We start from the raw sequence: 23,559 nt of genomic DNA, 5'->3' as shown, positions 1-23,559 counted from the left end.
GCTGCTCTGTGCGGTGACAAAAGTCCAACAACGAAGATGGGGAGGTTCACTTGGGAGCGCAGGATACACACACGAAGCAACGGATCAGGGTACATGTGTTGATCCAAATCGCTCACAACGGGCCGGTGCCGTATGTTCGGTCCGTACGGAGAACATCACAGAGTGCCGGCTCGATGACGGAGGAAGTGACGCAGTACCTCTGGGTGGATTCTGGTATTTTTGGGGACGGCGACACGTTCGAGCAGGCGGAGAGCGCAGCGCTTGCAATGCTTTCTGAGCGTCCTGCTTACGAGTGGATGTGGAGGTACATCCACAAGAGCGAAGATCCGAAGGAGATGCCGCTGGAATCCATCGTCGACCGCGTCATGCGGGCGATGGCGGGACAGCTCAAGCTGCTCATGGACCTCTGCAGGGCGATGCCGCAGCTCTGGTGACCCTGCTGTCCGAAGAGACCACCCCTCGGGGTGGTCTTCTTTTGTTGTGGTAAGGTAAAAGGAAGATCGTCACCGTCTTACTCTATGCGTCGTTCCTCCGCCATGGTTATCGTCAGTGCTTGCTGCTTTGTGCTCCTCGCGCCGTTCAGCGCGCGGGCGTTCTCCTTTGATGAGCAGCACATCATTTCCGACCACACGCTCACGAACAGCGCGACGATGTCGCTTGGAGATGTGGGGAGGTGGTTGCAGGATCGCGGGTCGCTCCTCGCGAGCGTGTTCCAGCCCGACTCCACGGGTGCGCTGAAGTTCCCGCACGAGATCATCTGGCTCGCGTCGCAGGAGGCGCGGGTGAATCCGCAGGTGCTCCTCGTCATGCTCCAGAAGGAGCAGGGACTCGTTGACGATCGCGCGCCAGTGCAGTCGCAGTACGACTGGGCGATGGGGTACGGTTGTCCGGACGGCACCGGATGCAATGGCCGGTTCAAGGGATTTGGCAAGCAGGTACGCGGTGCGGCACTCCAGCTCCAGGGGTACCTGGAAGACCTCACGATGAAAGGCGAGACGATTGCGCGCTGGGCCGTTGGGAGGACGAAGACCACATCGGATGGTTTCACGATCACCCCGCAGAACAACGCCACCGCCGCGTTGTACTCCTACACGCCGTGGCGCGGTGGCGCGAGTGGTGCGGGCGGCAACTACAACTTCGCGCGCCTGTTCGCCCAGTGGTTTGGCACCGGCCGCTACCCCGATGGCGCGATTCTGCGCGGGCCGGACGGCACCGTATGGCGGATCGCACAGAGCAAGCGTCAACGCTTCGTGTCTCCCGCGGTACTCACGACGTACACTCCCGCGGAGAAGATCATCGCCGCGGAAGCGAACGATATCGCTGCGTACCAGGAGGGTCCGACGATTCGATTTACAAACTACAGCGTCCTCGCGGATGCCGCGGGGATGCGGTGGCTCATCGTAGACGGTGAGCGGAGGCGCGTTGCTTCTGCCGAGGTCTTCCGGCAGCTTGGCTTCCACCCGGACGAGGTTGAGGTGGCAACGCCCGATGACCTCGCTGCATACGCCGAGGGCAAGGAGGTCGCAGGCGCGAGCGATAGCCCGCGCGGGCAGCTCGTGCTAGACCTTGGTACGAAGCAGGAGTATCTGCTCGTGGGCGATGTGAAGCGACCGATCCCCCACCCCGCTATCCGCGAGGCGCGGTTCCCCGCACAACTGGTGAAGCCCATGCTCGCATCCGCGCTCGCGGGGAAGAAGCAGGGCGATCCACTCACAATGCCGGATGGCGAAATCGTCACTGCACCAAAGTACCTCCCGCAGGCGTTCGTCATCTCGCAGGGCCAACGCCGACCGTTCGCCTCACCGCGCGTCATCGAGCAGCTCGGCTACTCCTGGAACAACCTGCGCGTGCTCTCGAACGAGGCGCTCGATCTCCACCCAGCAGGCCAGCCACTTACTGGCGGCTTTGAGGGAGGCGTTGAGACGGCACCGGCTCCGACGACTGTCGTATCGCAGCCAGCGACACCGACCGCGAGCACCGAACCGATCATCATCCACACGCACGGCCTTTCGATCTTCTGATGTAGCGGAGGTCTTCAGACCTCCATCCCTCCCTCCGAAGCTGGCGCGGGAGTGCCGAAGATCGCGCGCCGAAGATTAAGCGTTTGCGTGATGACTCGCTGTCCCTGATCGCGGAACTCCTCGAACGTTCCCTCGTTGCGAATCGTGATGTCCGCCGTTGCGCCGATTGCGGCGATGGATTGCTCGGAGAGCGCCTGCTCCTCTCGCATGAACTTTTCGAACGATGCCTGGTGGTCATCGTCGTTTTCGCCACGGCCACGGATGCGATCAAAACGCACCTCCGGTGATGCGGTAATGTACACGAGGATGTTTTTTGGAAATGAGCGGATGAGCTTCCGATCCTCCTCCCACCGCACCCCATCGAGGAGCACAACGTCGGTCTGGAGGTGCTCAATCCTCCCGCGCATGGCGTTGGCGATGACATCCATGCCGTACGTCTCCACGAGTACGCGCGAGAGCTCCTGCATGTTGTGCCGCGTGATTTCCAGGTTCCAGAGCGCGAGCGTCTCGCGGTGCAAATCGGAGAATCGCATCTTCACCACCGAGACCGTCTCCGGAAAGTCCCCCTCGAGGACACGGACGAACGTCCCCTTCCCGCTCCCCTTCTCTCCGACGAGACCGATGATGACTGCCATAGTGCGATGATGGTTCCTTGACGCGATGAGCACATCTCACTCTCACAGTACCGATCATCGAGGAAGGCGCAAAGATGCGCACCGAGTCGTGCGATGATACCTCCGAATTTCGGAGGTATCATCGTGTCTCGTCCAAGATGAGGCGCTCGCGGAATGCGCCACGCTCTGCTCCTTTTGCTGCACGGAGCTCCTCGAGCGCCGATCGTGAAACCTCAAGGTGATCCGCAAGTGCAAAGATGACTTCCATGATGTCCGCGAGCTCCTCGGGATTCTCGGACTCCAGGAACTCATCCACCTCCTCCTGGAGCTTCTCCCGTAACTTCATACGATACTCCTCATCGCCCGCGACGTGCGTGACCGCGATGCCACCGTGGCGCTGCACAATGGACGGGATGTTGTCCCGAATGAGCTTGTTGAACTGCATAGGTGGGGCCACACTACAGCACGGTGATCGTCTCGATGTCCTCCACGTTGCTCCTCGCACTTGTGAAGCCAAAGAGGTGCCGTTTCGTGACGATCTGGAAGAATGAAGGACGATCGCCGTCGAACTCGAGAACGTAGTCATCGCCGAGTTCGTAGCGGGTGATCGCTCGCGGATCGTAGGTATCTTTCGGATGCGCGGGGTGGAACGATCGCCGCTCAATAACAAACACCCTGTCATTGATGCGGATGCGGTCTCCATCTTGGAGTTGGAGGAGTTTTTGGATGGGAGCGTTCATGCTTATAGCGTAGCAGACGTACTCATGCGTACCACTGCGGATGCTCGGGAGCGATTATTGACAGCAACGACGAAGTGAGATAACGTGTATTTGTCGCAGTACATCGAAAGAGGAGGAAGCGACATGGGTGAGGACGTGAGTTTGTTCCGCGAGCGAGGAACGGGGAGGTTCATCGAGTTCCTCACGTTCCTTTTCGACGGAACCGGACTGTTCATGCGAAAGGAGTGGGCGACGTTCCTGGATGTTTCGGAGGACCAGATCACGATCTGGCTGCGGGATGTCGTGTCTCCTCCGGGGCCGACGACCATGTGTTCCATCATGCGCGTTCTGCACGAGTCAACCGGTATCACCGGCGTAGTGGAGCGTTTCGCCGAGATCGAGCGCCTTCCTCTCTGGGATATCTCCACCAAGAACCGCGAGCAGTGGAGCGGCACGCGGTCACTGAGTGAGTACCTCTGTCTCCCCCTCATGGATGGCCTCTTCCGTTCGATGGCCGACCTGACCATCGAACAGCGACAGCGGGTGATCCAGGATGCCACCGAAACCGCTCACAAGATCAGGACGTAACGCGTCCGATCTTCCGCTACCCAAGCGACCCTGCCTGGCTCATGCCGCGCGGGGTCGTTTTCCTTGTGGAGCATCCTTGAAACGAATCTTCCATCAATAATCAATCCCCTCTCGCGCGGGGGTGCCTTGGTAGAAGTAGTGCTTGTGGAGGTGCATTTCGGTGAGGAGATCGGCGCGGTTGAAGTAGGAGAGCCAGCGTTGTTGCTCGGGGCCGTTGGGCCAGGGTTGGCCGGGTGGGTTTGTGGCTGCTTTTGAGACCTCTGTTCGGCCGGTGAGGAGAATTTCCGTTGTTGAGGGTTTTGCGTCAAGGAGGTGCTCGACTGCGGATTCGGGGAGCATGCCGAGTGCGACGGTGGTGTTGATTTCGTCGAGGATGAGGAGGTCGTATCCTCCCGCGTCATTTCGACCGGAGTGAGTCCTCGAGCGAAGTGGAGAAATCTCGACCTGTTGAACGAGATCCCTCGACTTCGCTTCGCTTCGCTCGGGATGACGGAAGGAAAACAGCTCCAATGCTTTTGCGATCCCCTGCTCTGCCTGGCTGATGTCCTCCGCGATAACGCCAAAGCGGAAGCGGTTGGTTGTCGGATCGATGCGGTCCAGGCCGTAGCCAAACCAGTCCACGCCAATGCTGCCGAGGAGCGCGCGCTCGGAGTAGTGCTCACCGCCTTTGTCAAAAAAGACGATGGCCACGCGCTTGCCGACGGCACGCGCGCGGAGTGCCAGGCCGAGGGCCGCGGTGGTCTTGCCCTTGCCGTTGCCGGTGTACACTTGGATGAGTCCGGTTTGCATAACTCCACCTCTCCCTCCCTTACCCTCCCTCTCCCCGAGTACGCGGAGTAGGGAGGGGAGATTGACTGCCGGTCTGGATCTGTTAGTGTAATGGGAGCTGGTCCATCCAGCGGAAAAGGAGCAGTACATGCAGCGATTGATTGCGGTGGCGGTGTGTGCGGTGTTGCTGAGCACGGGCTGCGGCTACTTGTTCGACAAGAGTGCCGCAGAGGCGGAGTTCGACACGTACCTGAAGGAGATGCACGGGGACAAGACCATCCTCGGGAGAACGTGCGCCGGAACCGACTCTGACGGCGACGGCTACGTCTCATGCGAGGCGAACGTGCGTGGGCTGCTCGGCACCGAGCAGATGGTCATCGTCGAATGCGCCGCGAGCTTCACCTGGGCGAGTGGCTGCAAGTCCAAGGTCATCCCGCTGCGGTAGCACGCAGCGCCAATCGAGAGGAGTTGTACATGGTGCGTCGAATTGCAAGGGACGATGCTTACTTCCACACCCTGGAATGGCAGGCCATGGAGCGAGAAGCCGATGAGGCGATTGCTCGTGGCGAAGTCAGCCCACCCGTGGATGTCGAGGTGGCGATCGCGCAGCTACGATCGCTCTCACCACCGGAGGATACGAGCGAGTAGCGCCTCCGAGTCATCACCGCGAGAGCCACGCATTGCGTGGCTCTCTTCCTTTGTCATTCCTTGGATCCGTACTTCTTCTCCTCCCATTGCTTCCGCACGTTGATGAGGAGTTTTGCGAGGTCTGCGGCGACGTGGTGATTGAGGAAGACGCGGCTGACGAGCGTCGTGCTGGTCTGTTCCTGAATCTTCACCTGGGAGAGGAAGTCGATGACGACATCCCGCTCCTGTGCGGTGACCATGACGGCGTTCGTGTAGACACCCTTGAGGCCCTCACGCTCCGCCTGGATGTGAATCTGCTGGGTGGGCTGCTCCATGCCTATGTGCATTTGCTATACCCGCAGCCGAGGCAGCTCATGCAACCCTCTTGGAACTGGAGGACGGAGCCGCAGGTGGGGCACTCGGGGGCCCAGCCGTGGTCGGCGAGGGAGCGCTTTGCGGGAGATGGGGTTGCTGCGGGTGTGATACTCCCCTGTCCGCCGACGGTGACGGTGGAGGTCATTGTCTCCAGGATGAATGCGTTGCGGTCATCGTGCTCCTTTGGCGCAGTGCTCGCTCCTGAGGCGGACGCAGCGTCATCAAACTGGAGGGAGAGCTTCTCTTGGGGTGCACGAATGTGCTCGTCGAGGATCTGCGCGATGGCATCGGGGATGGAGAGGATCATGCCATTCTTTCCGAAGCTCGGCATGGGGCCGCGGATGCCCTTGAGCTGCACGATGACGGTTTGCGCGGGAATGCCGGAGCGGAGCGCGAGCGAGGCGAGACGGCAGATGCCCTCGGTCTCCTCGGCAAAAAATCCGCCGGACTTCCCGATCGTCGCGAACACCTCGAAGGGCTTGCCATCATCGTCGCTGTTGATCGTGATGAAGAGTTTGCCGTACGCCGTGGGTACTTTGTACGTCATGCCGTGCATGACTTCCGGACGCGGGCGCGGCTCGAGGATGGCCATCGGCTTGGGTGCCTCGATTGCGGCGGGCTCCTCCTTCTTCGCGGGGGGCGCAGAGGAGAGGACGGCTTCGTTCCGTGAGCCATCGCGGAAGTATGTCACACCCTTGCAACCGAGTTCGTACGCGAGCATGTAGAGATCCTTCACCTGCTCCTTCGTGTGATCATTCGGGGCGTTGCAGGTCTTGGAGATCGAGGAATCGTTGTACTCCTGCGCCGCGGCCTGCATGCGTACATGTTCCTCCGGCGTGAGCTGCTTTGCGGAAGTGAAGTACGGGGGGTGCTCCTGTCCCGGGTGCGCACCCGCCCATGCCTCGTAGAGCGGATGGTACACCGTGTGCTCGCCGATGCGGTCGCGGCGGATGAAGGCGAAGTCGTACACCGGCTCGATGCCCGAGGAGACACCGGAGAGGAGGGATGTGGTGCCGGTGGGTGCCTGCGTGAGGAGGAAGCAGTTGCGAATGCCGTGCGCGGCAATCCCCTGCTTGATGTCCTCCGGCAGACGCTGGATGAACCACCCCTGGAGGTACTTCTCGCGATCGAACTTCGGGAATGCGCCTTTCTCCGCTGCGATATCCACCGATGCACGGTACGCTTCGTCGCGAAGCGTGCGGTAGAGGTCCTGGGTCATCGCGATGCCCTCCGGCGATCCGTACGGGATGTGGAGCTTGATGAGGAGATCGCCGAAGCCCATGAATCCCAGTCCGGTGCGTCGGATGCCGAGCTGCGCGGTGCGGTTCTCCTCGTATGGGTAGTACGTGGCATCAATGACATCGTCGAGGAAACGAATGGCGATGCGGACGGCCCAGCGGAACCGCTCCCACTCGAATTCCGCCTTCTCGTGGATGCCGTCGGATGTCGCGAATGCGGCCACGTTCATGGAGCCGAGGTTGCAGACGTTCCACGCGCCGAGGGGCTGCTCGCCGCAGGGATTCGTGGAGATGAGCTGCTCGAAGTACCAGGAGTTGGAACGCTTGTTCGCGCGCTCGATGAAGAACGTCCCGGGTTCGCCCGATGCCCAGGCGGACTCGCAGATGAGTTCCCAGAGTGCCGCCGCCTTGATGGTGCGGTAGACCTTGCCGCCCCACTGGAGATCCCAGTTCGCATCGTTCTTCACGGCTTCCATGAAGCGATCGGAGATGCAGACGGAGAGGTTCGCGTTCGTCACGAGGCCCATCGTGCGCTTCACGGTGATGAACTCCTCGATGTCCGGGTGGTCATCGTTGAGCATGAGCATGAGCGCGCCGCGACGCGAGCCGCCCTGCTCGATGAGACCGGTGGCGTAGCTGTAGAGGCCGCCGAACGACACCGCTCCGGATGCTGTGCCGGAAACGCCCTTCACGAGTGATCCGCGCGGTCGGAGCGAGGAGAGGTTGACACCGACACCGCCGGACCTGCTCATGATCTCCACCATGAGCTTCACATTATCGAGAATGCCACCGCGACTATCTTCGGGCGACGGGATGACGAAGCAGTTGTAGAACGTCACCGGCACGCCTGTACCAGCACCGGAGAGGATCCGTCCGCCCGGGACGAACTGGAAATCCTCAAGCACCTTACGGAACTCGCCTGTCCAGTACTCGCGCTTCTGCGATGTCACCTCCACGGAGGCAATGGCCTTTGCGACGCGATCCCACATCTGATCCGGTGATTGCTCGATCTGGTGTCCCGCACGATCACGAAGTGCGTAGCGGTCGTTGAATACTTTCTCGGAAAGTCCGGTGAGTACGGTTGCCATACCTCCATGGGGTTACGGACGATGAGGGTATCGTATACAATATCTAGTGGTCTATTGGACGTGTAGCCACCATATGTAGCTACACACCCGTAACTCCCATAGTAGAACACGGTGAGGATCGGCTCAAGTGTGGACAAGTGTGGAGTGGGACGCTGCCGTCACTGGACGTACACGCGGTCATCGTACCGGAGGTCAACCGAGCGGATGCGCTGACGCTCCTCCGGCGTCTGTCGGTCGTGGAGGACGGCATTGAGCTTCGTGATCTGGTAGGTTGTATCGCCCTGGGTGGTTGTGGTGACTATCGCACCGCTGCGCGTGCGGATGTCGAAGTCCTCCGTTGCGCCGTACCTCGGCACAATGACGTCTGGCTGGAGCCCCGCACCGGCGATCGCGAGCGTATCCCACATACGCTTGAGAAACCGGAGTTGCTCGGTACTGAGCAGTGGTTCATCGCCAAGCGCACTCGCGGGGACGTTCCAGGTGATGCCGATGAGCGCACTCCCCGCCTCGGTCGCGAGGAGCGCTTCGCGTAGCTCTGGCGATGCGGCGAGGAGGATATCGCCCTGGGCACCAACGAGATAGCTCGCGCCGTCGGTCGTGTACACGATTGCAGCGATATCCTGCTCCTGGACGGTGAGCTCAAGCACCCCGTGACGCTTAAGGTCGGTGGTGACGCTCGTGAACGCGAACTCCTCGCGGAGCATCTCTGGAATGGCACGATACCCGCCTACAATGATGCTCGTATTGGGAAAAATCACCCACTGTTTACCCGCGAGCGCAACAAGTGCCGCATCGCGGACCACTGCGTTGGGGATGAGTGTTGCGCCGCTGACACGCACGTCACTGATACGCCACCCCCAGATGATCGCACCCGCGAGCACGAGGAACGCCACCGTGAGTACGAGGGGCTTCTTCACGTTGACCGTCGGCTGCCGCGTCGCGGTATGGCGCCACGTTGCGCCGCTCCCTATGCGATGTCGCGAGAGCGATCTCGTCGGCGTCCCGCGTCGCGGGTGGCGGCGGAACATACCCTACGCTGCCGTGATGCGATCCATCCCCAGCCATGGACGCAACACCTCCGGAACCATCACGGTGCCGTCGGCTTGCTGGAAGTTCTCGAGGATCGCGCAGATGGGGCGGTTCATAGACCACGCCGTTCCGTTGAGTGTGTGCACGAACCTCGGTGCTCCGCCATCCTTCGGACGGTAGCGAATATTCAGCCGACGTGCCTGCCAGTCCGTGCATGTAGAAGTCGAAGTGAGTTCGCGGTAAGCTCCTTCGGCCGGGAACCATGCCTCGAGATCGAACTTTCGGGCTGCCTGGATTCCGAGGTCACCCGTACACATTTTCAGTACTTGGTAAGGGAGGCCAACATCCTGCAGGAGGCGTTCCTCAAGACCGAGGAGGTACTCATGCTCCGCGAGGGATTGCTCGGGCGTCGTGAAACTGAACATCTCCACCTTGTCGTACTGGTGCACACGGAAGATGCCCTTCGTGTCTTTCCCGTAGCTTCCGGCCTCGCGACGAAAACACGGTGAGAACGCGACGTAGCGTTTCGGGAGGTCCGTCTCGTCAAGAATCTCATCCATGTGCATCGGTCCAATGGACTGTTCGGACGTTCCGATGAGGTACTGATCGTCCTGTTCGAAGTAGTACGTCTCTGTCCGCTGACCGTGGATGGTGTAGCCCATGGCCTCCATGGCGTTGGCGTTGATGAGCGCTGGCGGAATGACTGGCGTGAATCCCTCAGCGGTGAGGACGCGCATGGCGTGATTGAGCATCGCGAACTCGAGGAGCGCACCCGGGCCGGTGAGGTACCCGAATCGTGACCCACTCACCTTCGCGCCGCGCTCCGTATCGAACACCCCGAGTGTAGCACCGAGCTCCCAGTAGGGCCTTGGCGTGAAATCAAACGACGGACGTTCGCCTACGGTGCGCTCAACGACGTTCTCCGTACCGTCCTTCCCCACCGGCACATCTGAAAGCGGAAGATTTGGAACGTTCCAGACAAGCTCGTGGAGCTCCTGTTCAACGTCTTTGAGCCGCTTCGCATCTGCATCATTCGACGCATCGAGTGCACGGAGTACTGCGAGCTTCTCTTCGCGCACCTTTGGTGAGAGTTTTCCGAGCTCCTTCGATGCCGCGTGCTTCTCTGCGGCAACGGCCTCGACTTTCTGGAGGATCCGTTTGCGTTCAGCATCGAGCGTGAGCATCGCGGCGATGGGGACGTCGCATCCCTTCGCCGTAAAGCCCTCTTCCGCTTCACGCTGATGTTCTGCGAGCCATTTGAGATCAATCATATCGAACGATGATGTTTAGTCGCTTGGGGCGAGCGATGAGTTTTTGAAGTGGTGCAGGAGATCGGGTAAGAGTGCTTCGACCATACGGTGCCGATGTCGCATGACTGGAGCGCGCGGATCTTTCGCGAGAATATCCGCCGTCGTGTCGTACTCCGGATGAAGGAAGATGGAACGAAACGGGAATCCAGGAATGCGTTGAGATGATACGGACAAGGCGATGCGCCCCGCGTCAATCCCCTCCTCCGTGCGAACTACTCCGTTCTATGCCACGAACGCAAGAACGTTACGCATGCGACAACCGCGATGCTTCTCGGGAATGCCCTCCATGCGTCGCAGGACCTCGGCAATCATTTCATCATCCGTTGCCGCGCGCCCATCTCCAAAGATACGCCTCGAGTGAACTCCCGGCCAGCCGTCGAGCACCTCGATCTCCAGACCGCCGTCATCGGCGAGTGCCGGCAGCCCCGTCGCGCGTGCGTACCACGTGGCCTTACCGATGGCGTTCGCCTCAAACGTGGGTTCGTCCTCGGGGTACGGCGTGAGATGCGGGTACTGCGCGAGCGTGCGGAGCTCTGCACCGATGCCTCCAAGGAGCGTACGGAACGTCTCGATCTTCGCGGGGTTGCGCGTGGCGAGGAGTAGTTCCATACTCAGGAGCGCAACGTACTCGTGTGATGCTTGCCACCCTCGTATGCTTCACAGCGAACGAGCTGCGTCGCAGAGAGACCGAGGTCCGCGAGGCGATGCAATGCCACCTCTCCATCGTACTGCTGATCGTAGCCGACGGCGATGATGTCGGGTGCGAGGTCGCGGAGGATGCTGCCGTATGTCTCGGGTGCGTCACCGATGCACGCTCCATCAACGACACGGAGCGCTTGAACAACCTCGCGTCGCTCATGCTCGGTGAGCGCGGGCACTCTCCCCTTCTCCGCTCGTGCGACCACGTCGCGCGTGACGACCACGATGAGCTCATCGCCGAGCGCGCGGGCTTGCGTGAGGAAGGAGACGTGCCCCGGGTGGATTCCGTCGAAAACGCCGAACGCAACGACCCTCGTCATACACAGCGCCGTTCACGCGTTTCGCCGCAGTGCCGGGAATGCAATGACCTCCTTGAGGTTCGCAGCACCCGTGAGGAGCATCGTGAGACGATCGATGCCTAGGCCGAGGCCGGCGGTTGGCGGCATACCAACCTCGAGCGCGCTCAAGAAATCCTCATCGAGACGCATCGCCTCCGCATCACCGCCTTCGAGTGCCGCCTCCTGCGCCGTGAAACGTTCACGTTGGTCAATGGGATCGTTGAGTTCCGAGAAGGCGTTGACGACCTCCGCGCCGCCAATGACGAGCTGGAAGCGTTCCACGACGCTGGGATCCTCGGGATGGCGTTTCGCGAGCGGCGAAAGTTCAACGGGATGATGTATGAGGAATGTTGGCTGTACGAGTTGGGGGCGCGCGGTGGCCTTGTAGAGCTCGTCCATGAGTTTCCCGCGTGACCAGGAGGCGTCAACGCGTTCGCCCTTCCGCGTGAGCGCATCGCGGAGGTCATCATCGGATGCGAGCGCGATGTCAACGCCACTGTACTCGAGGACGACATCGCGGAATGTCACGCGCGGAAACGGTGGCGCGATGCGGATCACCGTGTCGCCGATCGTCACCTCATCGAGTTGAAGCGCCTCAGCGATGGCGAGGAACAAGCCCTCCGTGAGTCCCATGAAGGCCTCGTAGTCGGCGTATGCCTCGTAGAGCTCAATCTGCGTGAACTCGGGGTTATGTGTTCGGTCAATCCCCTCGTTGCGGAAACACCGCGCCACCTCGAACACGCGCTCGAATCCTCCGACGATGAGCCGCTTGAGGTAGAGTTCGGGCGCGATGCGGAGGTAGAAGTCCTGGTCGAGCGCGTGGTGATGCGTGACGAACGGGCGCGCATTCGCACCGCCCGGAATGGGTTGGAGAATGGGGGTTTCCACCTCGAGGTAGTTGCGCTCCCGGAGGTACGTGCGGCACGCGGTGACGATGGCGGCACGACGCTCGAAGAGGCCCCGCACGATGGGATTCGCGATGAGATCCACCTCGCGATGGCGATAGCGCATCTCGGTATCGGTGAGGCCGTGATACTTCTCCGGCAACGGACGGAGCGCCTTCGTGAGGAGCGCGCACCGTCGGACCGCAACGGTCTCCTCACCGGTCTTCGTGCGGAAGCAGAGCCCCTCCACTTCGATGAAGTCGCCGACATCGAGGAGGCGCGCCTGTGCGAATGGTGCATCGCCGAGTTCATCCTGCTTGAGGTACGCCTGGAGCGTGCCGTGGCCATCCTCGATGACCGCGAACATGGATTTTCCGTGCTCGCGGATGGCGCGGATGCGGCCGACGATAACGACGATAGAGCCCTGATCCACGAACGCATTGAAGGACGTCCGCACCGCGGCAGTAGTGTGCGTGCGCTTCGTGCGTGCGGGGTAGGGATTCGTGCCCAGCGCACGGAGCTGCTGGAGCCGTTGGAGACGATCGGCACGTTCGGTGGAAGCCATACGCGATAGTTACTAGGAGCTCGTGGCTAGTTGCTAGGAAGCTCGTATGGTTCTAGCGTACCAGACCGCGCGGACACACGCACAAGCGCACGGCTCTGACGAGCCGTGCGCGCATGCGCGGCGCTTCCTACGTGATGGAGAGCACCTTGTAGTTCTTCTTGCCCCTTGGGGTGTCAACGTCGAACTGTTCGCCCACGGCACGGCCGATGAGTGCCTTGCCCAGGGGGGACTCGTTCGAGATTTTCCCGTGAATCGGTTCGGCTTCGTTCGCGCCCACGATGTGGAACTGCTTGCGGTCGCCATTGGTCTGCACCTCCACGGAACTCCCGATCTGCACGGCATCGGAGTCCGCCTGGCGCGTTGCGAGGACGGCGCTGTCCACGACGGCCTCGAGTTCGATGATGCGACCCTCGTTGAACGCTTGCTCGTCTTTCGCTTCGTCGTACTCGGCGTTCTCCGAGAGGTCGCCGAGTTCCTTCGCGCGCTCGATCTTGTCCGCGATCTGGCGCCGCATCTCTCCCGTGCGGTGCGCGAGCTCGGTCTTCAGTTTCTCCAACCCTTCAGCTGTCACGTAAATAGGACCATCAGTCATACAGTGGCAAGAGTATTGATATGCACTATAGCGCGAGAGAACAATGCAACAAACAAGAGCGTATCGCGCTCCGAGAACGGCGTCAAGTGTGGACAAGTGGAGCCACCTACCGCGATGGCGAATACCACGCCTGGAGGATTGCCCGCGCAATGGGGACGGCGGTGCGTGAGCCCTCGCCGCCCTCCTCGACAAGAACGGCGAGCGCGACGCAGTCCGGGAGGATGGTTCCGGGCGCAGTGGACGTGCGTTGGCACGCATCATTCGTCTGCTCCGCAAAGCCGATGAACCAGGCATGCGGCGTGGTGCCGAGCCCGTGCTCAGCCGTGCCGGTTTTACCAAAGACCTGGAACGGGAGTCCGGAGAGACCCGCCGCGCTACCGGAGGTGACGGCATCGCGCATGCCGCGACGGACGATCGCGAGCACATCCGGGGAGATGGAGACGGAGCCACCGCGTTGCTCGTGCGGGGTGTCGAGGTTGAGGTACGGCACGGGACGTGTTCCGTCGTTCGCGATTGCGGCGGTTGCGACGGCGAGCTGGAGTGGTGTGACGAGAACGTCGCCTTGGCCGATGGCGAGGTGATACGTGTCGCCGATGTACCACTCCTCACCGAGCTCCCGCTGCTTCCAGGCGGGATCCGGGATGAGGCCCACGCCCTCACTCGGGAGATCAATCCCCGTCTGCTCGCCAAGCCCGAACGCGCGCAGTGCCGATGCGATGCGCTCCGGACCCAGGGCATTGTCCTGCGTTGGCGCAGCGAGCGTCTCATACCCTGTGCGCGGCTTGCCGCCGCCGATGAGGTAGAAGAACGTGTTGACGGATTCTGCGATTGCCTGACGCACGGTCACGGTGCCGTGACCGCCCGCCTTCCAATCCGGAAACCACGCCTGCGCAATGCGGAGTCCTCCCGTAGAGTGGAGGCGTGTCAGCGGACCGATGACATCGGCCTCAAGCGCAGCGGCGGCAACGATGGGCTTAATCGTGGAGCCCGAGGGGTACGTCCCCGCAGTGGCGCGCGGGAAGAGGGGTTGATCCGTGTCCTCGAAGATTGCCGTCGCCTCCGCCGACGTGAGGCCGCGACTCATCGCCGTCGCGTCGTACGTGGGGATGCTCACGAGCGCGAGCACCGCGCCGGTCTCCGCGTCGAGCACCACCGCTGCGCCGCGTCGTGATCCCGCTCCACGCGCGCCATCGAAGAGTGCTCGTGCGGCTGCACGCTGGAGTGGCGCATCAATCGTGAGCGCGAGCGTCGCTCCCGCGCGCGCGGGCTCAATCGCACTCGTGTGATCCGCACTCCCACGCGCATCAACCGTCGTCGTGCGCAACCCGGGTGTCCCGCGGAGCATCGCTTCGTACGAACGTTCCACGCCGGTTTTTCCCGTACGATCTGTCGGTCGGTAGCGTTGGTCACGCAATGTTGCGTACGCCTCCGCATCCATACGGCCGAGGTAGCCCAGCACGTGCGCCAAGCTCCCCGTGGGATCTGCGGTGACGGTGAGCACCCGTTCATTCTCCACGGTGAGCCGGAGTGCGGGGAGCGCAGCACCCTGCGCATAACGCGCGATTGCGGCATCGTACGCGAGGCCCGTGCGCACGGGGATGGGCTCGGTCAGGTGAGGCGGGAACGACGCGATCGTCGCCGCGAGCTCCTCGGGTGCTCGCTCGAGGAGCGTTGCAATTGCAGCGATTGCTGCCGTACGGGTCGCGTCTCGGGGCAGAAGCGCGGGGACGACACCGAGCACGTAGCGCTGGACATTCTCCACGAGCGATGTGCCGTTGCGGTCGGTGATCGTCCCGCGCTCCGGAACAATGATCTCCTGTCGGAGCCGGTTTTGCGCTGCGAACGCGCTGTAGCGACTTCCCTGTCGCACCTGGACGTCGATCGCCCGTACGGCGAGCACGCCGATGCCGACCGCGAGGAATGCGAACGCAATGCGCACGCGACCCACAGATGCCGCCCGCCCGAGGAAGTCCGGTTCCCGACCGGAAACACTGCGCGGACCGGAGGACTCTGCAGCAACATCAATCGCATCAAAGGGGCTGCTCATAGGATCATCCTGCGGACACGAGGTCGCAGGAGCAACGCGAAGACGGTCATCGTGCCGATGGCGAGCATCGCGCCCCGGAGGATGGTGATCCAACCCCCGCCGCCAGCCACGAGGGTGGGGAGCACGAGTGCGAGGTACTCCGCGAACGCGAGAACGATGGCGAGGAGGAGCGCGATCCCGAGGTGGTAGCGCGACCGCAACGCAATGCGGAGCGGCGTGGTCAGGAGGAGCGCGGCGAGGAGGAGGAGCGCGCGCACACCCATCGGATGCGCCAACGCGACATCGAGCACGAGTGCCACAACGGCGACGCTGACCATGAGCCGCAACGGCGGCGTGCACCGAACGCAGAGGAAGAACGCGACGACCGCGGCGAGCGGGAGGTGCGCGAGGACAGGGATACGCGCGAACACCGTTGTGCACGTGACGAGCCCCACGAGCACCAGCGCGAACGTGAGCGCGTGGCGGAGCGTCATAGGGGCGTCAGGGTGATGACGAACGCGGCATCGCGAGGGTCCGTCGCGGGGATGACGGTCGCGGACTGGAAGAAACCATCGGACTCCACGCGGACATCCGCGAGCGTCCCGATGGGGATACCCGACGGGATGCGCTCGTCCGTTGCGGCGGTGACCACGGCGTCTCCCTCGGCGATCTCCACATCAATCGGTACATGCGTGAGCGCGAGTCCACCGCCCGCGCGCTGTTCGACGACACCGATCACGGCAGCGGTGTCGGACGCGCGCGCGGCGCCAATGCGCTGTGCGGGATCTCGGAGGAGACGGACGACCGCGCGCCGCGTACCGGCATCGGCGATGGTCCCAATGAGCGCGCCCTGTGCGAGCACGGGATCACCGGAGGTGAGCGGCGCACCGTCCGTCGTGATGGTGAGGCGCATGGATGCGGGCGTGAAGGTCCCCGCAATGACGCGCGCAGGGTGCGCTGCGTAGGGGAGGTCGAGGAGCGTCGTCGGTGCCTCCACGGCACGGAGGAGCTCATCGCGCCGTTGCGCCTCCGCGAGGAGCGCGGCCTCCCGCGCGCGGAGTTGCGCGACCGTCGCGTCAAGCTCGGCCGCTCGCCCCGGGTACCTCACCGCGGTCACCACGCCACGAAACCACGCCGCGACGGCGATGGTCGCGGCGGAGAGCGGACGCTGGAGCGGTGTCGTCCAGTTGCCGGCGCGTCCGAGCATCGGCGCGGAGCGCGCGAAAAGGATCGCAATAACGACGAGGATGCACGCAATGATGAGCCGCTGCCGGGTACGGTGGTGCACACGCCGCTACGAATCATCGCGCGCGGAGGGGACACGCACCTCACGGAGCATCGCGGTGTCCTCGAGGAGCATGCCGGTGCCCCGCACGACGCACGTGAGCGGGTCTTCCGCGATGCGGACGTGGACACCCGTGGCATCGCGGAGCACGTCGTCAAGCCCCTTGAGGAGCGCGCCCCCGCCCGTGAGCACCATACCGCGCTCGTAGATGTCCGCGACGAGCTCGGCGGGGGTCGCCTCGATCGTCGCCTTGACGCTCTCGACGATACTCCGCACGGAGCGTTGCATGGACTCACGAATCTTCACGTCGGAGACGATAATTTCTTTCGGGAGCCCCGTGATGATATCGCGGCCCCGCAGCGGCATCTCCATGGGCTCCGCCGGCGCGGCAGCCGTCCCGATACACATTTTCACCTGTTCCGCATTCCGCTCGCCGAGCGCGAGGTTGAGGTGATCGCGCGCGAACTGCACAATGTTCCGGTTGAGCTCATCACCGGCGACGTGGAGCGAACGCGAGGTGACAATCCCACCGAGCGAGATGACCGCGATGTCCGTCGTACCACCACCGATGTCCACGACGAGCGTCCCAATACTCTCGCCGATCGGGAGACGAGCACCGAGCGCGGCAACGAGCGGTTGCTCGATGAGAAATACCTCGCTCGCGCCCGCCGAGATGAGCGCGTCCTCCACGGCCTTCCGCTCCACCTCCGTCACCTTGAGCGGAATGCCGACGACGACGCGCGGTCGGACGAGGAACGACCGCCCCGACCCGAGTACCTTCTCGATGAAGTACCGGAGCATCTTCTCCGTCACCTCGAAGTCCGAGATGATGCCGTTGACGAGCGGCCGCGTCGCGGTGATGTGCGCCGGCGTCTTCCCGACCATCTTCTTCGCTTCGTCCCCCACCGCGACGATCTGCCCCGTCCGGTTGTTCACGGCAACGACCGAGGGCTCGTTGATGACGATCCCTCGCTCACGGACAAACACGAGCGTATTCGCAGTACCGAGGTCAATGCCGATGTCGCGGTACCGCGAGAATTTCTTGAGGATACTCCAGGACATAATCCCTCTCAGTAGGCCTGGCCGAAGAGCCAGGTGTGGGCCGCGGACTCACCACAGTATACACACGTACCACGTCGCTCCTCCGCGTCCAAGGGGAGGCACCGCGTTGTCGCTTTCGTCTCCTCCTTGATACGCTGCTCGCACTCCGCGCGCTCGCACCACCCCGCACGGATGAACCCTCGTTTGTCCGCGAGCACCTCCTTGAAGCGATCGTACGAATCAACCTCCACCGTATGCTCCCGCAGGAACACCGCAGCGCGGTCGTAGAGATGCGTCTGGATGCTCGTGAGCATGTCCGCGACGTGCTGTTCGAGCCCGCGCCACGGGAGTACGGACTTTTCTCCCGTGTCCCTCCGGGCAACCGTCACCCGCTCATCGGCGAGTTCCTTTGCGCCGAGCTCCATGCGGAGCGGGACGCCGCGGAGCTCCCACTTGTTGATCTTGAATCCGATGCGCTCATCGTCCACGCGATCCACATGCACACGCACGCCCGCGTTCCGAAGCTGCACCGCGCGCGCCTCGCACGCCGCGAGGACGGCATCATCGTTTCGCACCGGTAGGATAACAACCTGGATCGGCGCGAGACGTGGAGGGAGCACGAGTCCGGCATCGTCGCCGTGCATCATGATGAGGCCGCCGATGGAGCGCGTCGAGAGCCCCCAACTCGTCTGCCAAACGTGCTCCGACTGCCCCTGCTTGTTCGTGAACGATATGTCGAAGGACTTGGCAAAGTTCTGCCCGAGGTCGTGCGACGTGCAGCTCTGGAGCGCCTTCCCCTCGGGCATGAGGGTCTCGAAGGTCAGCGTCGTATCGGCACCTGCAAACTTCTCGGCATCGGACTTCCGTCCGACGTAGCCGGGCATGGCGAAGAGATCACGGTAGACCTCCTCATACATCCCCATGGCCCAGCGCACCATCTCCCACGCTTCCTCGTGCGATGCGTGCGCCGTGTGCCCCTCCTGCCAGAGGAACTCCGTCGTGCGCAGGAAGAGGTACGTGCGTTTCTCCCAGCGCACGACGTTATTCCACTGGTTGATCATGACCGGCAGATCGCGCCACGAGTGAATCCAGCGCGCGTACGCTTCGTACATGATCGTCTCGCTCGTTGGACGCACCACGAGCTTCTCCGCGAGCGGCTCACCACCACCGATCGTCACCACCGCGAGCTCCGGCGAGAACCCCTCGACGTGTGCCTGCTCCTTTCGGAGGAGGGACTCCGGGATGAAGAGCGGAAAGTACGCGTTCGCGACGCCACGCGCCTTGATACGGGCATCCATCTCCTGCTGGATGAGCTCCCAGATGGCGTACCCGTAGGGACGGTAGATCATCGTCCCCTTCGCTGGACCGTAGTCGGCGAGCTCGGCCATGAGCACGATCTTGTTGTACCAATCAGAGAGGTTCTCCGATTTCTTCGGGAGGTCATGTTTCGCGAATGTCGCCATAGGTTATGAGGTGGCTACTCCTGGTGTCGCCGTACGCTGTGTGAGCGAAATCCAAAACAGCTCGAGGAGCGTGAGTGCCGCGATGAGGAAGAGCATGGTGATCCAGGTGAAGAGCGCGCGTGACTGGAGGAAGATCGCACTCGTCACCGCCACGCCGACGAGTAATCCCTGTCGGATGGCGATGCGGGTGGCGTGTGGGCGGTTCAGGGCGCTCCTCCGCGCAAAGAGTCCCCCGACGGTCGCGCTGCCGGAGACCGCCGCGAGGAGCGCGAGGTAGAACAGCGCAAAGCCCTCCCACCCGATGCTCTGCGGGTCCGTCAACGCGATGACACCAAACCACGCCGCCCATGCCACGCATGTCGCGACGACGGTGAGGATGAGGGGGAGCTGTACGCGGGCGGCCATAGCACCACGGTTCTTGCGATGATCCCTCCTATCGTACACGCCCATTCACGCGCTCGCAATGTCCTCCGGCGACGTGATATCCGCGCTGCTGCGGGGGATGAGGAACAGGCGTACAATCGTCATCGCACTCACCTCACGTCGAATGTGCTCGAGGATCGCGGCCTCCTGGAGACGGATGGTCTGCGCGACGGCTGGACTTCGACACGCGATCGTGAGCGACCCATCGCGCCGCACCGAACGCGGCTCGGCAAACTTCGAGTATTCATCGCCGAACTGCGCACGGAGCGCCGACTGCGCAGCACGGAGCACCTCGGTGATCGCGAGGTTCCGCGTGATGCCGGCACGCTGCGCCGCGCCACGCAACATTCCGCCGAGTGAGGAGAGTGCCATAGGACTATGACCGCAACGGCTCCCCGTCGCCGAGGAGCCGTTCCATGCGATCCGTCTACGCCTTGGACTGCACCGTACAGCTCTTGCAGTGCTTGATGCTGTAGAGTGCAGCGAGACCAACGAGTACGTAGATGAGACGCTCGAGCCATGCGACCGATCCGAAAATCGCGTTGACGAGATTCCAGTCAAACGCACCGACGAGTCCCCAGTTGAGGCCGCCGATGAAGATGAGGATCCACGAAAGCATGTCGAGCCGATTCCCTTTTCCGCTCATAGGATGGGTGACCGTGAGGGGTGAACGAGGGACCTTTCGTGTGGAGTATACCGCAGGATGCCTACGCGCATGTCCACAGGACTCAGGCCTTGGCCTTGCTGAACGGACAGATGTGCTGGTACTCGCACCGACGGCACTTCTGCGGGTCCGGATCGGGCGCGAACTCCTCGCGCATGATGCTCGTGTGCGTTCCCACGACGGTCTCCTCAAGCTGCTCCAAGTCGCGATCGGAACCGAGGAACTGCTCCGATGGTTTGTCGTCAAAGTAGTAGTACATGAGCACCTCCGGCTCCTTGTGTAGCGACTGCCGTGCGGCGATCTGGTAGATGAAGAGCTGACGCTTCTGATCGCGATCGAGCCGCGCGGGTCGCTTACCGGTTTTGTAGTCCACGAGCGCAACACCACCCGAGGGGAGCGCATCAACGCGATCAATGGACCCCGCGACACTCACGTCGCCAAACTTGATCGTGAACGGTTGCTCAACCGCAGCGACGGTCGGCCACCCATCGCGCTCGTGCTGCGCGTAGAACTTTCGGAGGAACGTCATGCCGTGCGCAGATGCCTTCTCGCGCTCCGTCGCGTTGAGGTACCAATCGTCCACCCACGCCTCGCGGTAGAGCTCGAGGAGCCGCGCGAGCGTTGGCACCGCCACACCGGAAGGTGGCGTGTCGCCGAGGAGCGATGTTTGCTGCGCGCTCCGTTGCGACAGCGTGTGTGCAAAAAATCGCTCGAGTGTGCGGTGGATTGTTTTCCCGAACGAGATAGCACCCTTCCCGTCCATGGAGATTGGGATCTTGAGGATGTGTCGGTAGTGGTACATCCACGGACAGGTGAGGTAGTCCTGCACCTGCGTGAACGAGAGCTTCTTCGGGAGCGCGTGTTGTGGCACACGCGGCACCATCGCCGCACGCGCCTGCGCACGGTGGTGCGCCTTGCGCTCCGCGGAGACCTCCGGCACCGTGCAGCCGAGCTCCGCGAGGAAACGCGACGGCTTCCGCGCCCGCGCACCGCCGTAGTCGTCCGCGAAGGTGAAGGTCAACCCGTCCTTCGCGCGCGTCGCCGCAACGTAGCACAATCGTCGCTCCTCCTGGAGATGGGTGTCGCCATCTGGCATGATGACCTTCGTGAGCGCATCAACCAGCGGGATGGCATCCGCGTGATTCGATGCGGGGAATCGGAGCTGCACCATGTTCACGACGAACACGTGGCGAAACTCGAGACCCTTTGACGCATGGATCGTGAGGATGCGCACGGCATCAGGGCCGGCTTGTGTGTCCATCGGGAGAGCTCCGGTCTCGCCCGCCTCGCGCTCAAGACGCATGATCTCCATGAAGTTCCGCGTTGTCGGCTCGTCCGCGCCGTCTTCAAACTGTTCGACGCGCTTCCAGAATGCATTGAGGTACTGGACGCGCTCGTGATCTTCCACGGTCTCCTCATCGGTCATGTCGCGGAGGTACCCGATATCCGCATCGTTGAGGAACGCGAGGATAACATCACGCACCGGCGCGTGCCGCGCGAGCTCCGCGTTCCGCGCGATACGCTCGAGCACTACGGTCACCTTGGTGAGCGTCTCCTGTTGGATGCCCTCGATCTCCGCCGCGTTGCGGCACGCCTCGTAGAGCGAGATGCTCCTGCGGCTCGCCCATGAAGAGAGGAGGAGGAGTTCTTCGTAGGTGAACCCGAGCACGGGAATGTTGAGCACGCGGTAGAACGCAGGGCTCTCGTGGACGTTATCGAGAATCTGGAGGTATGCGAGGATGTCCAGAACCGGAGCGGTACGGTACAACCCGCGCGATGCAAGGTGGATGGCGGGGATTCCGCGCGCGGCGAGAATCGGGAGGAACTGGTCGGCCTGGCTGTTCGCGCGCACGAGAATCGCGATGTCCTGTGACTCGACACCCGCTATCCGCAACGCGGCGATACGATCGGCGACGAGCTGCGCTTCGACCTGACTGTCCGCACCGCGGAGCACTTCCACGGCTCCGCCGCGTCCCGCATTCGCGGTGAGCCGCTTGGGGAGCTTGAGCGTCACCTCGAGCCGCGCGGGGTTGTTCTCCTGGATGAGCGTGTAGGCCGCATCGAGTATCTCCTGCTTCGAACGGTAGTTCACCGTGATCGCGGTCTCCACGGCATCCGGGAAGTCCTCCTTGAAGTGGAGAATGTTCGACATCGCCGCGCCGCGGAACGCGTAGACACTCTGATCGTCATCTCCAACGACGGAGAGGTTGTTCGCAGGTGCCGCGAGGAGATTCACGATTTCGTACTGCGCCCAGATCGTGTCCTGGAACTCGTCCACGAGGATATGCTGAAACTGCTGACGGTACCGCGCGAGGATCGCCGGTCGGTCACGGAGGAGCTGGAGCGTGTAGACGAGGAGGTCACCGAAGTCAATCGCGTGATTCGCGAGGAGGAGCTGCTGGTAGACATGGTATGCGTGCGCGAGCTCCTCGAGGCGCGCCACCTCACCCCCATCCGCCGTTGCTAAGTCGGGATGGTCCGCATCCAACCGGAGCCCCTGTGCGTACTGGAGGTAGTCCTCCGGCGTCACCGCTTCATCCTTGCAGCGCGAGAAGTGTTGGTGGAGCGCATGGAGGAACTTCGTCGGGTTGCCACGTGGGCGATAGTAGTCCAACGCAAACGCATCGAGGTGCTTGCGCATGAGCAACCACGCCGCGGTCGGGTCCAGGAGCCGGTAGTCGTGCGGGAGGCCGATATCAAGCGCGTGCGCGCGAAGGAGCCGATCGCAGAAGTGGTGGAAGGTAGACACCCAGAGGTCAACGTAGCCGTACGGGAGGAGCCGATCAATGCGCTCCTCCATCTCCCCCGCCGCTTTCTCTGTGAACGTGAGCGCGAGGATACCGTCCACGGGTACCGCACGATCGAGAATGAGCCACGCGATCCGTTTGGTGATGACGGTGGTTTTTCCCGTCCCCGCGCCCGCGACGATGAGCTGTGGCCCATCGCCGTGGGTGACCGCTCGCCGCTGCTCAGCATTGAGGTCATTGAGGAGCTCCTGTGCGTGTGGCATAGTTCCGCAGTACCATCAGCGCATCATCTGTGTGATCTGCGCATGATCTCCTCTCATAGTCCCCTATCGTAGCGTGCTGTTGCCGATTCCGTGAGCTCGGTGGGTGTCGAGGCCTCCGCAAAAATGTCATTGCGAGCCAAGTCCACGCGGCGTGGCAATCCCGGTCATTCAGCGTGCTCGACCCTCACCTCG

26 protein-coding genes are annotated in these 23,559 nt (G+C 62.5%); 5 read left to right on the top strand and 21 right to left on the bottom strand.

Going from position 1 to position 23,559, the window contains the following annotated elements; genetic code table 11:
• Positions 1 to 95 precede the first annotated feature (95 nt).
• Positions 96 to 434, top strand: a complete 339-nt coding sequence (locus Q7S96_03415) for a hypothetical protein (GenBank protein MDO8463295.1) — start codon at positions 96 to 98, stop codon at positions 432 to 434.
• An 84-nt stretch (positions 435 to 518) separates the two neighbouring features.
• Positions 519 to 2,021: a hypothetical protein gene (locus tag Q7S96_03410; protein MDO8463294.1), complete on the top strand. Its 1,503-nt coding sequence runs from the start codon at positions 519 to 521 to the stop codon at positions 2,019 to 2,021.
• Between the two features lie 14 nt (positions 2,022 to 2,035).
• Here the strand turns inward: Q7S96_03410 and Q7S96_03405 are convergent, their stop codons facing one another.
• The 3 genes from Q7S96_03405 to Q7S96_03395 form a co-directional block, all read right to left on the bottom strand.
• Complete coding sequence (locus Q7S96_03405) at positions 2,036 to 2,656, bottom strand: AAA family ATPase (GenBank protein ID MDO8463293.1); 621 nt, start codon at positions 2,654 to 2,656, stop codon at positions 2,036 to 2,038.
• Positions 2,657 to 2,774: 118 nt separating this feature from the next.
• The gene (locus Q7S96_03400) at positions 2,775 to 3,080 is read right to left on the bottom strand and encodes a nucleoside triphosphate pyrophosphohydrolase (protein MDO8463292.1); all 306 of its coding nucleotides are present in this window, start codon (positions 3,078 to 3,080) and stop codon (positions 2,775 to 2,777) included.
• A gap of 13 nt (positions 3,081 to 3,093) precedes the next feature.
• The gene (locus Q7S96_03395) at positions 3,094 to 3,375 is read right to left on the bottom strand and encodes a hypothetical protein (protein MDO8463291.1); all 282 of its coding nucleotides are present in this window, start codon (positions 3,373 to 3,375) and stop codon (positions 3,094 to 3,096) included.
• 123 nt (positions 3,376 to 3,498) lie between these two features.
• On the opposite strand from Q7S96_03395, the gene Q7S96_03390 reads away from it, so the two are divergent.
• Positions 3,499 to 3,942, top strand: coding sequence for a hypothetical protein (locus Q7S96_03390; protein ID MDO8463290.1), 444 nt, complete (start codon positions 3,499 to 3,501; stop codon positions 3,940 to 3,942).
• A gap of 93 nt (positions 3,943 to 4,035) precedes the next feature.
• On the opposite strand, the gene Q7S96_03385 is transcribed toward Q7S96_03390, so the two are convergent.
• Positions 4,036 to 4,731 (bottom strand): cob(I)yrinic acid a,c-diamide adenosyltransferase, encoded by a 696-nt coding sequence (locus Q7S96_03385; protein MDO8463289.1) that lies wholly within the window; start codon positions 4,729 to 4,731, stop codon positions 4,036 to 4,038.
• Positions 4,732 to 4,858: 127 nt separating this feature from the next.
• Here Q7S96_03385 and Q7S96_03380 point away from each other — a divergent pair, with 127 nt between their 5' ends.
• Together Q7S96_03380 and Q7S96_03375 are read left to right on the top strand one after the other, a co-directional pair.
• Complete coding sequence (locus Q7S96_03380) at positions 4,859 to 5,155, top strand: hypothetical protein (protein MDO8463288.1); 297 nt, start codon at positions 4,859 to 4,861, stop codon at positions 5,153 to 5,155.
• Positions 5,156 to 5,184: 29 nt separating this feature from the next.
• On the top strand, positions 5,185 to 5,358 hold the full coding sequence (locus Q7S96_03375; protein MDO8463287.1) for a hypothetical protein: 174 nt from the start codon (positions 5,185 to 5,187) through the stop codon (positions 5,356 to 5,358).
• A 53-nt stretch (positions 5,359 to 5,411) separates the two neighbouring features.
• Here Q7S96_03375 and Q7S96_03370 read toward each other — a convergent pair whose 3' ends face one another.
• The 17 genes from Q7S96_03370 to Q7S96_03290 all read right to left on the bottom strand — a co-directional run bounded on the left by Q7S96_03370 (position 5,412) and on the right by Q7S96_03290 (position 23,367).
• Positions 5,412 to 5,672, bottom strand: a complete 261-nt coding sequence (locus Q7S96_03370; protein ID MDO8463286.1) for a DUF3467 domain-containing protein — start codon at positions 5,670 to 5,672, stop codon at positions 5,412 to 5,414.
• Between the two features lie 2 nt (positions 5,673 to 5,674).
• Positions 5,675 to 8,038: an adenosylcobalamin-dependent ribonucleoside-diphosphate reductase gene (locus tag Q7S96_03365; protein MDO8463285.1), complete on the bottom strand. Its 2,364-nt coding sequence runs from the start codon at positions 8,036 to 8,038 to the stop codon at positions 5,675 to 5,677.
• Positions 8,039 to 8,196: 158 nt separating this feature from the next.
• The gene (locus Q7S96_03360) at positions 8,197 to 9,066 is read right to left on the bottom strand and encodes a hypothetical protein (GenBank protein ID MDO8463284.1); all 870 of its coding nucleotides are present in this window, start codon (positions 9,064 to 9,066) and stop codon (positions 8,197 to 8,199) included.
• Positions 9,067 to 9,069: 3 nt separating this feature from the next.
• On the bottom strand, positions 9,070 to 10,338 hold the full coding sequence (gene serS, locus Q7S96_03355) for a serine--tRNA ligase (GenBank protein MDO8463283.1): 1,269 nt from the start codon (positions 10,336 to 10,338) through the stop codon (positions 9,070 to 9,072).
• Between the two features lie 261 nt (positions 10,339 to 10,599).
• Positions 10,600 to 10,986 carry a non-canonical purine NTP pyrophosphatase gene (locus tag Q7S96_03350; GenBank protein MDO8463282.1) on the bottom strand — a complete coding sequence of 129 codons (387 nt, stop codon included), beginning with the start codon at positions 10,984 to 10,986 and terminating at the stop codon, positions 10,600 to 10,602.
• A 2-nt stretch (positions 10,987 to 10,988) separates the two neighbouring features.
• Complete coding sequence (locus Q7S96_03345) at positions 10,989 to 11,396, bottom strand: adenylyltransferase/cytidyltransferase family protein (protein MDO8463281.1); 408 nt, start codon at positions 11,394 to 11,396, stop codon at positions 10,989 to 10,991.
• Between the two features lie 12 nt (positions 11,397 to 11,408).
• Complete coding sequence (gene lysS / locus Q7S96_03340) at positions 11,409 to 12,863, bottom strand: lysine--tRNA ligase (protein ID MDO8463280.1); 1,455 nt, start codon at positions 12,861 to 12,863, stop codon at positions 11,409 to 11,411.
• Between the two features lie 127 nt (positions 12,864 to 12,990).
• Entirely contained in the window at positions 12,991 to 13,455 is a 465-nt protein-coding gene (gene greA / locus Q7S96_03335; GenBank protein ID MDO8463279.1) for a transcription elongation factor GreA, read from the bottom strand.
• Positions 13,456 to 13,561: 106 nt separating this feature from the next.
• On the bottom strand, positions 13,562 to 15,502 hold the full coding sequence (gene mrdA, locus Q7S96_03330) for a penicillin-binding protein 2 (GenBank protein ID MDO8463278.1): 1,941 nt from the start codon (positions 15,500 to 15,502) through the stop codon (positions 13,562 to 13,564).
• On the bottom strand, positions 15,499 to 15,975 hold the full coding sequence (locus Q7S96_03325; GenBank protein ID MDO8463277.1) for a hypothetical protein: 477 nt from the start codon (positions 15,973 to 15,975) through the stop codon (positions 15,499 to 15,501). The genes mrdA and Q7S96_03325 overlap by 4 nt, the downstream gene beginning before the upstream one ends.
• Positions 15,972 to 16,769 (bottom strand): rod shape-determining protein MreC, encoded by a 798-nt coding sequence (gene mreC / locus Q7S96_03320; GenBank protein ID MDO8463276.1) that lies wholly within the window; start codon positions 16,767 to 16,769, stop codon positions 15,972 to 15,974. Before mreC ends, Q7S96_03325 begins: the two co-directional genes overlap by 4 nt.
• Before the next feature lie 6 nt (positions 16,770 to 16,775).
• Entirely contained in the window at positions 16,776 to 17,828 is a 1,053-nt protein-coding gene (locus Q7S96_03315) for a rod shape-determining protein (protein ID MDO8463275.1), read from the bottom strand.
• Positions 17,829 to 17,836: 8 nt separating this feature from the next.
• On the bottom strand, positions 17,837 to 19,270 hold the full coding sequence (proS, locus tag Q7S96_03310; GenBank protein ID MDO8463274.1) for a proline--tRNA ligase: 1,434 nt from the start codon (positions 19,268 to 19,270) through the stop codon (positions 17,837 to 17,839).
• 3 nt (positions 19,271 to 19,273) lie between these two features.
• Positions 19,274 to 19,675, bottom strand: coding sequence for a hypothetical protein (locus Q7S96_03305; protein MDO8463273.1), 402 nt, complete (start codon positions 19,673 to 19,675; stop codon positions 19,274 to 19,276).
• Between the two features lie 45 nt (positions 19,676 to 19,720).
• Positions 19,721 to 20,065, bottom strand: a complete 345-nt coding sequence (locus tag Q7S96_03300) for a DciA family protein (GenBank protein MDO8463272.1) — start codon at positions 20,063 to 20,065, stop codon at positions 19,721 to 19,723.
• A 55-nt stretch (positions 20,066 to 20,120) separates the two neighbouring features.
• Positions 20,121 to 20,339, bottom strand: a complete 219-nt coding sequence (locus Q7S96_03295) for a DUF378 domain-containing protein (GenBank protein ID MDO8463271.1) — start codon at positions 20,337 to 20,339, stop codon at positions 20,121 to 20,123.
• An 82-nt stretch (positions 20,340 to 20,421) separates the two neighbouring features.
• Positions 20,422 to 23,367: a UvrD-helicase domain-containing protein gene (locus tag Q7S96_03290; protein MDO8463270.1), complete on the bottom strand. Its 2,946-nt coding sequence runs from the start codon at positions 23,365 to 23,367 to the stop codon at positions 20,422 to 20,424.
• Between the last annotated feature and the right edge of the window lie 192 nt (positions 23,368 to 23,559).

This window comes from bacterium (genome assembly GCA_030647005.1).
Classification (GTDB): domain Bacteria; phylum Patescibacteriota; class Patescibacteriia; order JACPHY01; family JACPHY01; genus JAUSKG01.
Note: the sequence above shows the minus strand (reverse complement) of the source record. Positions and strands in the feature narration are given on the sequence as shown.

Excerpts from the sequence above, each read along its gene's own strand:
- Q7S96_03410 (MDO8463294.1), top strand. The coding sequence starts at position 519 with ATGCGTCGTTCCTCCGCCATGGTTATCGTCAGTGCTTGCTGCTTTGTG.
- Q7S96_03405 (MDO8463293.1), bottom strand. The coding sequence starts at position 2,656 with ATGGCAGTCATCATCGGTCTCGTCGGAGAGAAGGGGAGCGGGAAGGGG.
- Q7S96_03400 (MDO8463292.1), bottom strand. The coding sequence starts at position 3,080 with ATGCAGTTCAACAAGCTCATTCGGGACAACATCCCGTCCATTGTGCAG.
- Q7S96_03395 (MDO8463291.1), bottom strand. The coding sequence starts at position 3,375 with ATGAACGCTCCCATCCAAAAACTCCTCCAACTCCAAGATGGAGACCGC.
- Q7S96_03390 (MDO8463290.1), top strand. The coding sequence starts at position 3,499 with ATGGGTGAGGACGTGAGTTTGTTCCGCGAGCGAGGAACGGGGAGGTTC.
- Q7S96_03385 (MDO8463289.1), bottom strand. The coding sequence starts at position 4,731 with ATGCAAACCGGACTCATCCAAGTGTACACCGGCAACGGCAAGGGCAAG.
- Q7S96_03380 (MDO8463288.1), top strand. The coding sequence starts at position 4,859 with ATGCAGCGATTGATTGCGGTGGCGGTGTGTGCGGTGTTGCTGAGCACG.
- Q7S96_03375 (MDO8463287.1), top strand. The coding sequence starts at position 5,185 with ATGGTGCGTCGAATTGCAAGGGACGATGCTTACTTCCACACCCTGGAA.
- Q7S96_03370 (MDO8463286.1), bottom strand. The coding sequence starts at position 5,672 with ATGGAGCAGCCCACCCAGCAGATTCACATCCAGGCGGAGCGTGAGGGC.
- Q7S96_03365 (MDO8463285.1), bottom strand. The coding sequence starts at position 8,038 with ATGGCAACCGTACTCACCGGACTTTCCGAGAAAGTATTCAACGACCGC.
- Q7S96_03360 (MDO8463284.1), bottom strand. The coding sequence starts at position 9,066 with ATGTTCCGCCGCCACCCGCGACGCGGGACGCCGACGAGATCGCTCTCG.
- serS (MDO8463283.1), bottom strand. The coding sequence starts at position 10,338 with ATGATTGATCTCAAATGGCTCGCAGAACATCAGCGTGAAGCGGAAGAG.
- Q7S96_03350 (MDO8463282.1), bottom strand. The coding sequence starts at position 10,986 with ATGGAACTACTCCTCGCCACGCGCAACCCCGCGAAGATCGAGACGTTC.
- Q7S96_03345 (MDO8463281.1), bottom strand. The coding sequence starts at position 11,396 with ATGACGAGGGTCGTTGCGTTCGGCGTTTTCGACGGAATCCACCCGGGG.
- lysS (MDO8463280.1), bottom strand. The coding sequence starts at position 12,863 with ATGGCTTCCACCGAACGTGCCGATCGTCTCCAACGGCTCCAGCAGCTC.
- greA (MDO8463279.1), bottom strand. The coding sequence starts at position 13,455 with ATGACTGATGGTCCTATTTACGTGACAGCTGAAGGGTTGGAGAAACTG.
- mrdA (MDO8463278.1), bottom strand. The coding sequence starts at position 15,502 with ATGAGCAGCCCCTTTGATGCGATTGATGTTGCTGCAGAGTCCTCCGGT.
- Q7S96_03325 (MDO8463277.1), bottom strand. The coding sequence starts at position 15,975 with ATGACGCTCCGCCACGCGCTCACGTTCGCGCTGGTGCTCGTGGGGCTC.
- Q7S96_03315 (MDO8463275.1), bottom strand. The coding sequence starts at position 17,828 with ATGTCCTGGAGTATCCTCAAGAAATTCTCGCGGTACCGCGACATCGGC.
- proS (MDO8463274.1), bottom strand. The coding sequence starts at position 19,270 with ATGGCGACATTCGCGAAACATGACCTCCCGAAGAAATCGGAGAACCTC.
- Q7S96_03305 (MDO8463273.1), bottom strand. The coding sequence starts at position 19,675 with ATGGCCGCCCGCGTACAGCTCCCCCTCATCCTCACCGTCGTCGCGACA.
- Q7S96_03300 (MDO8463272.1), bottom strand. The coding sequence starts at position 20,065 with ATGGCACTCTCCTCACTCGGCGGAATGTTGCGTGGCGCGGCGCAGCGT.
- Q7S96_03295 (MDO8463271.1), bottom strand. The coding sequence starts at position 20,339 with ATGAGCGGAAAAGGGAATCGGCTCGACATGCTTTCGTGGATCCTCATC.
- Q7S96_03290 (MDO8463270.1), bottom strand. The coding sequence starts at position 23,367 with ATGCCACACGCACAGGAGCTCCTCAATGACCTCAATGCTGAGCAGCGG.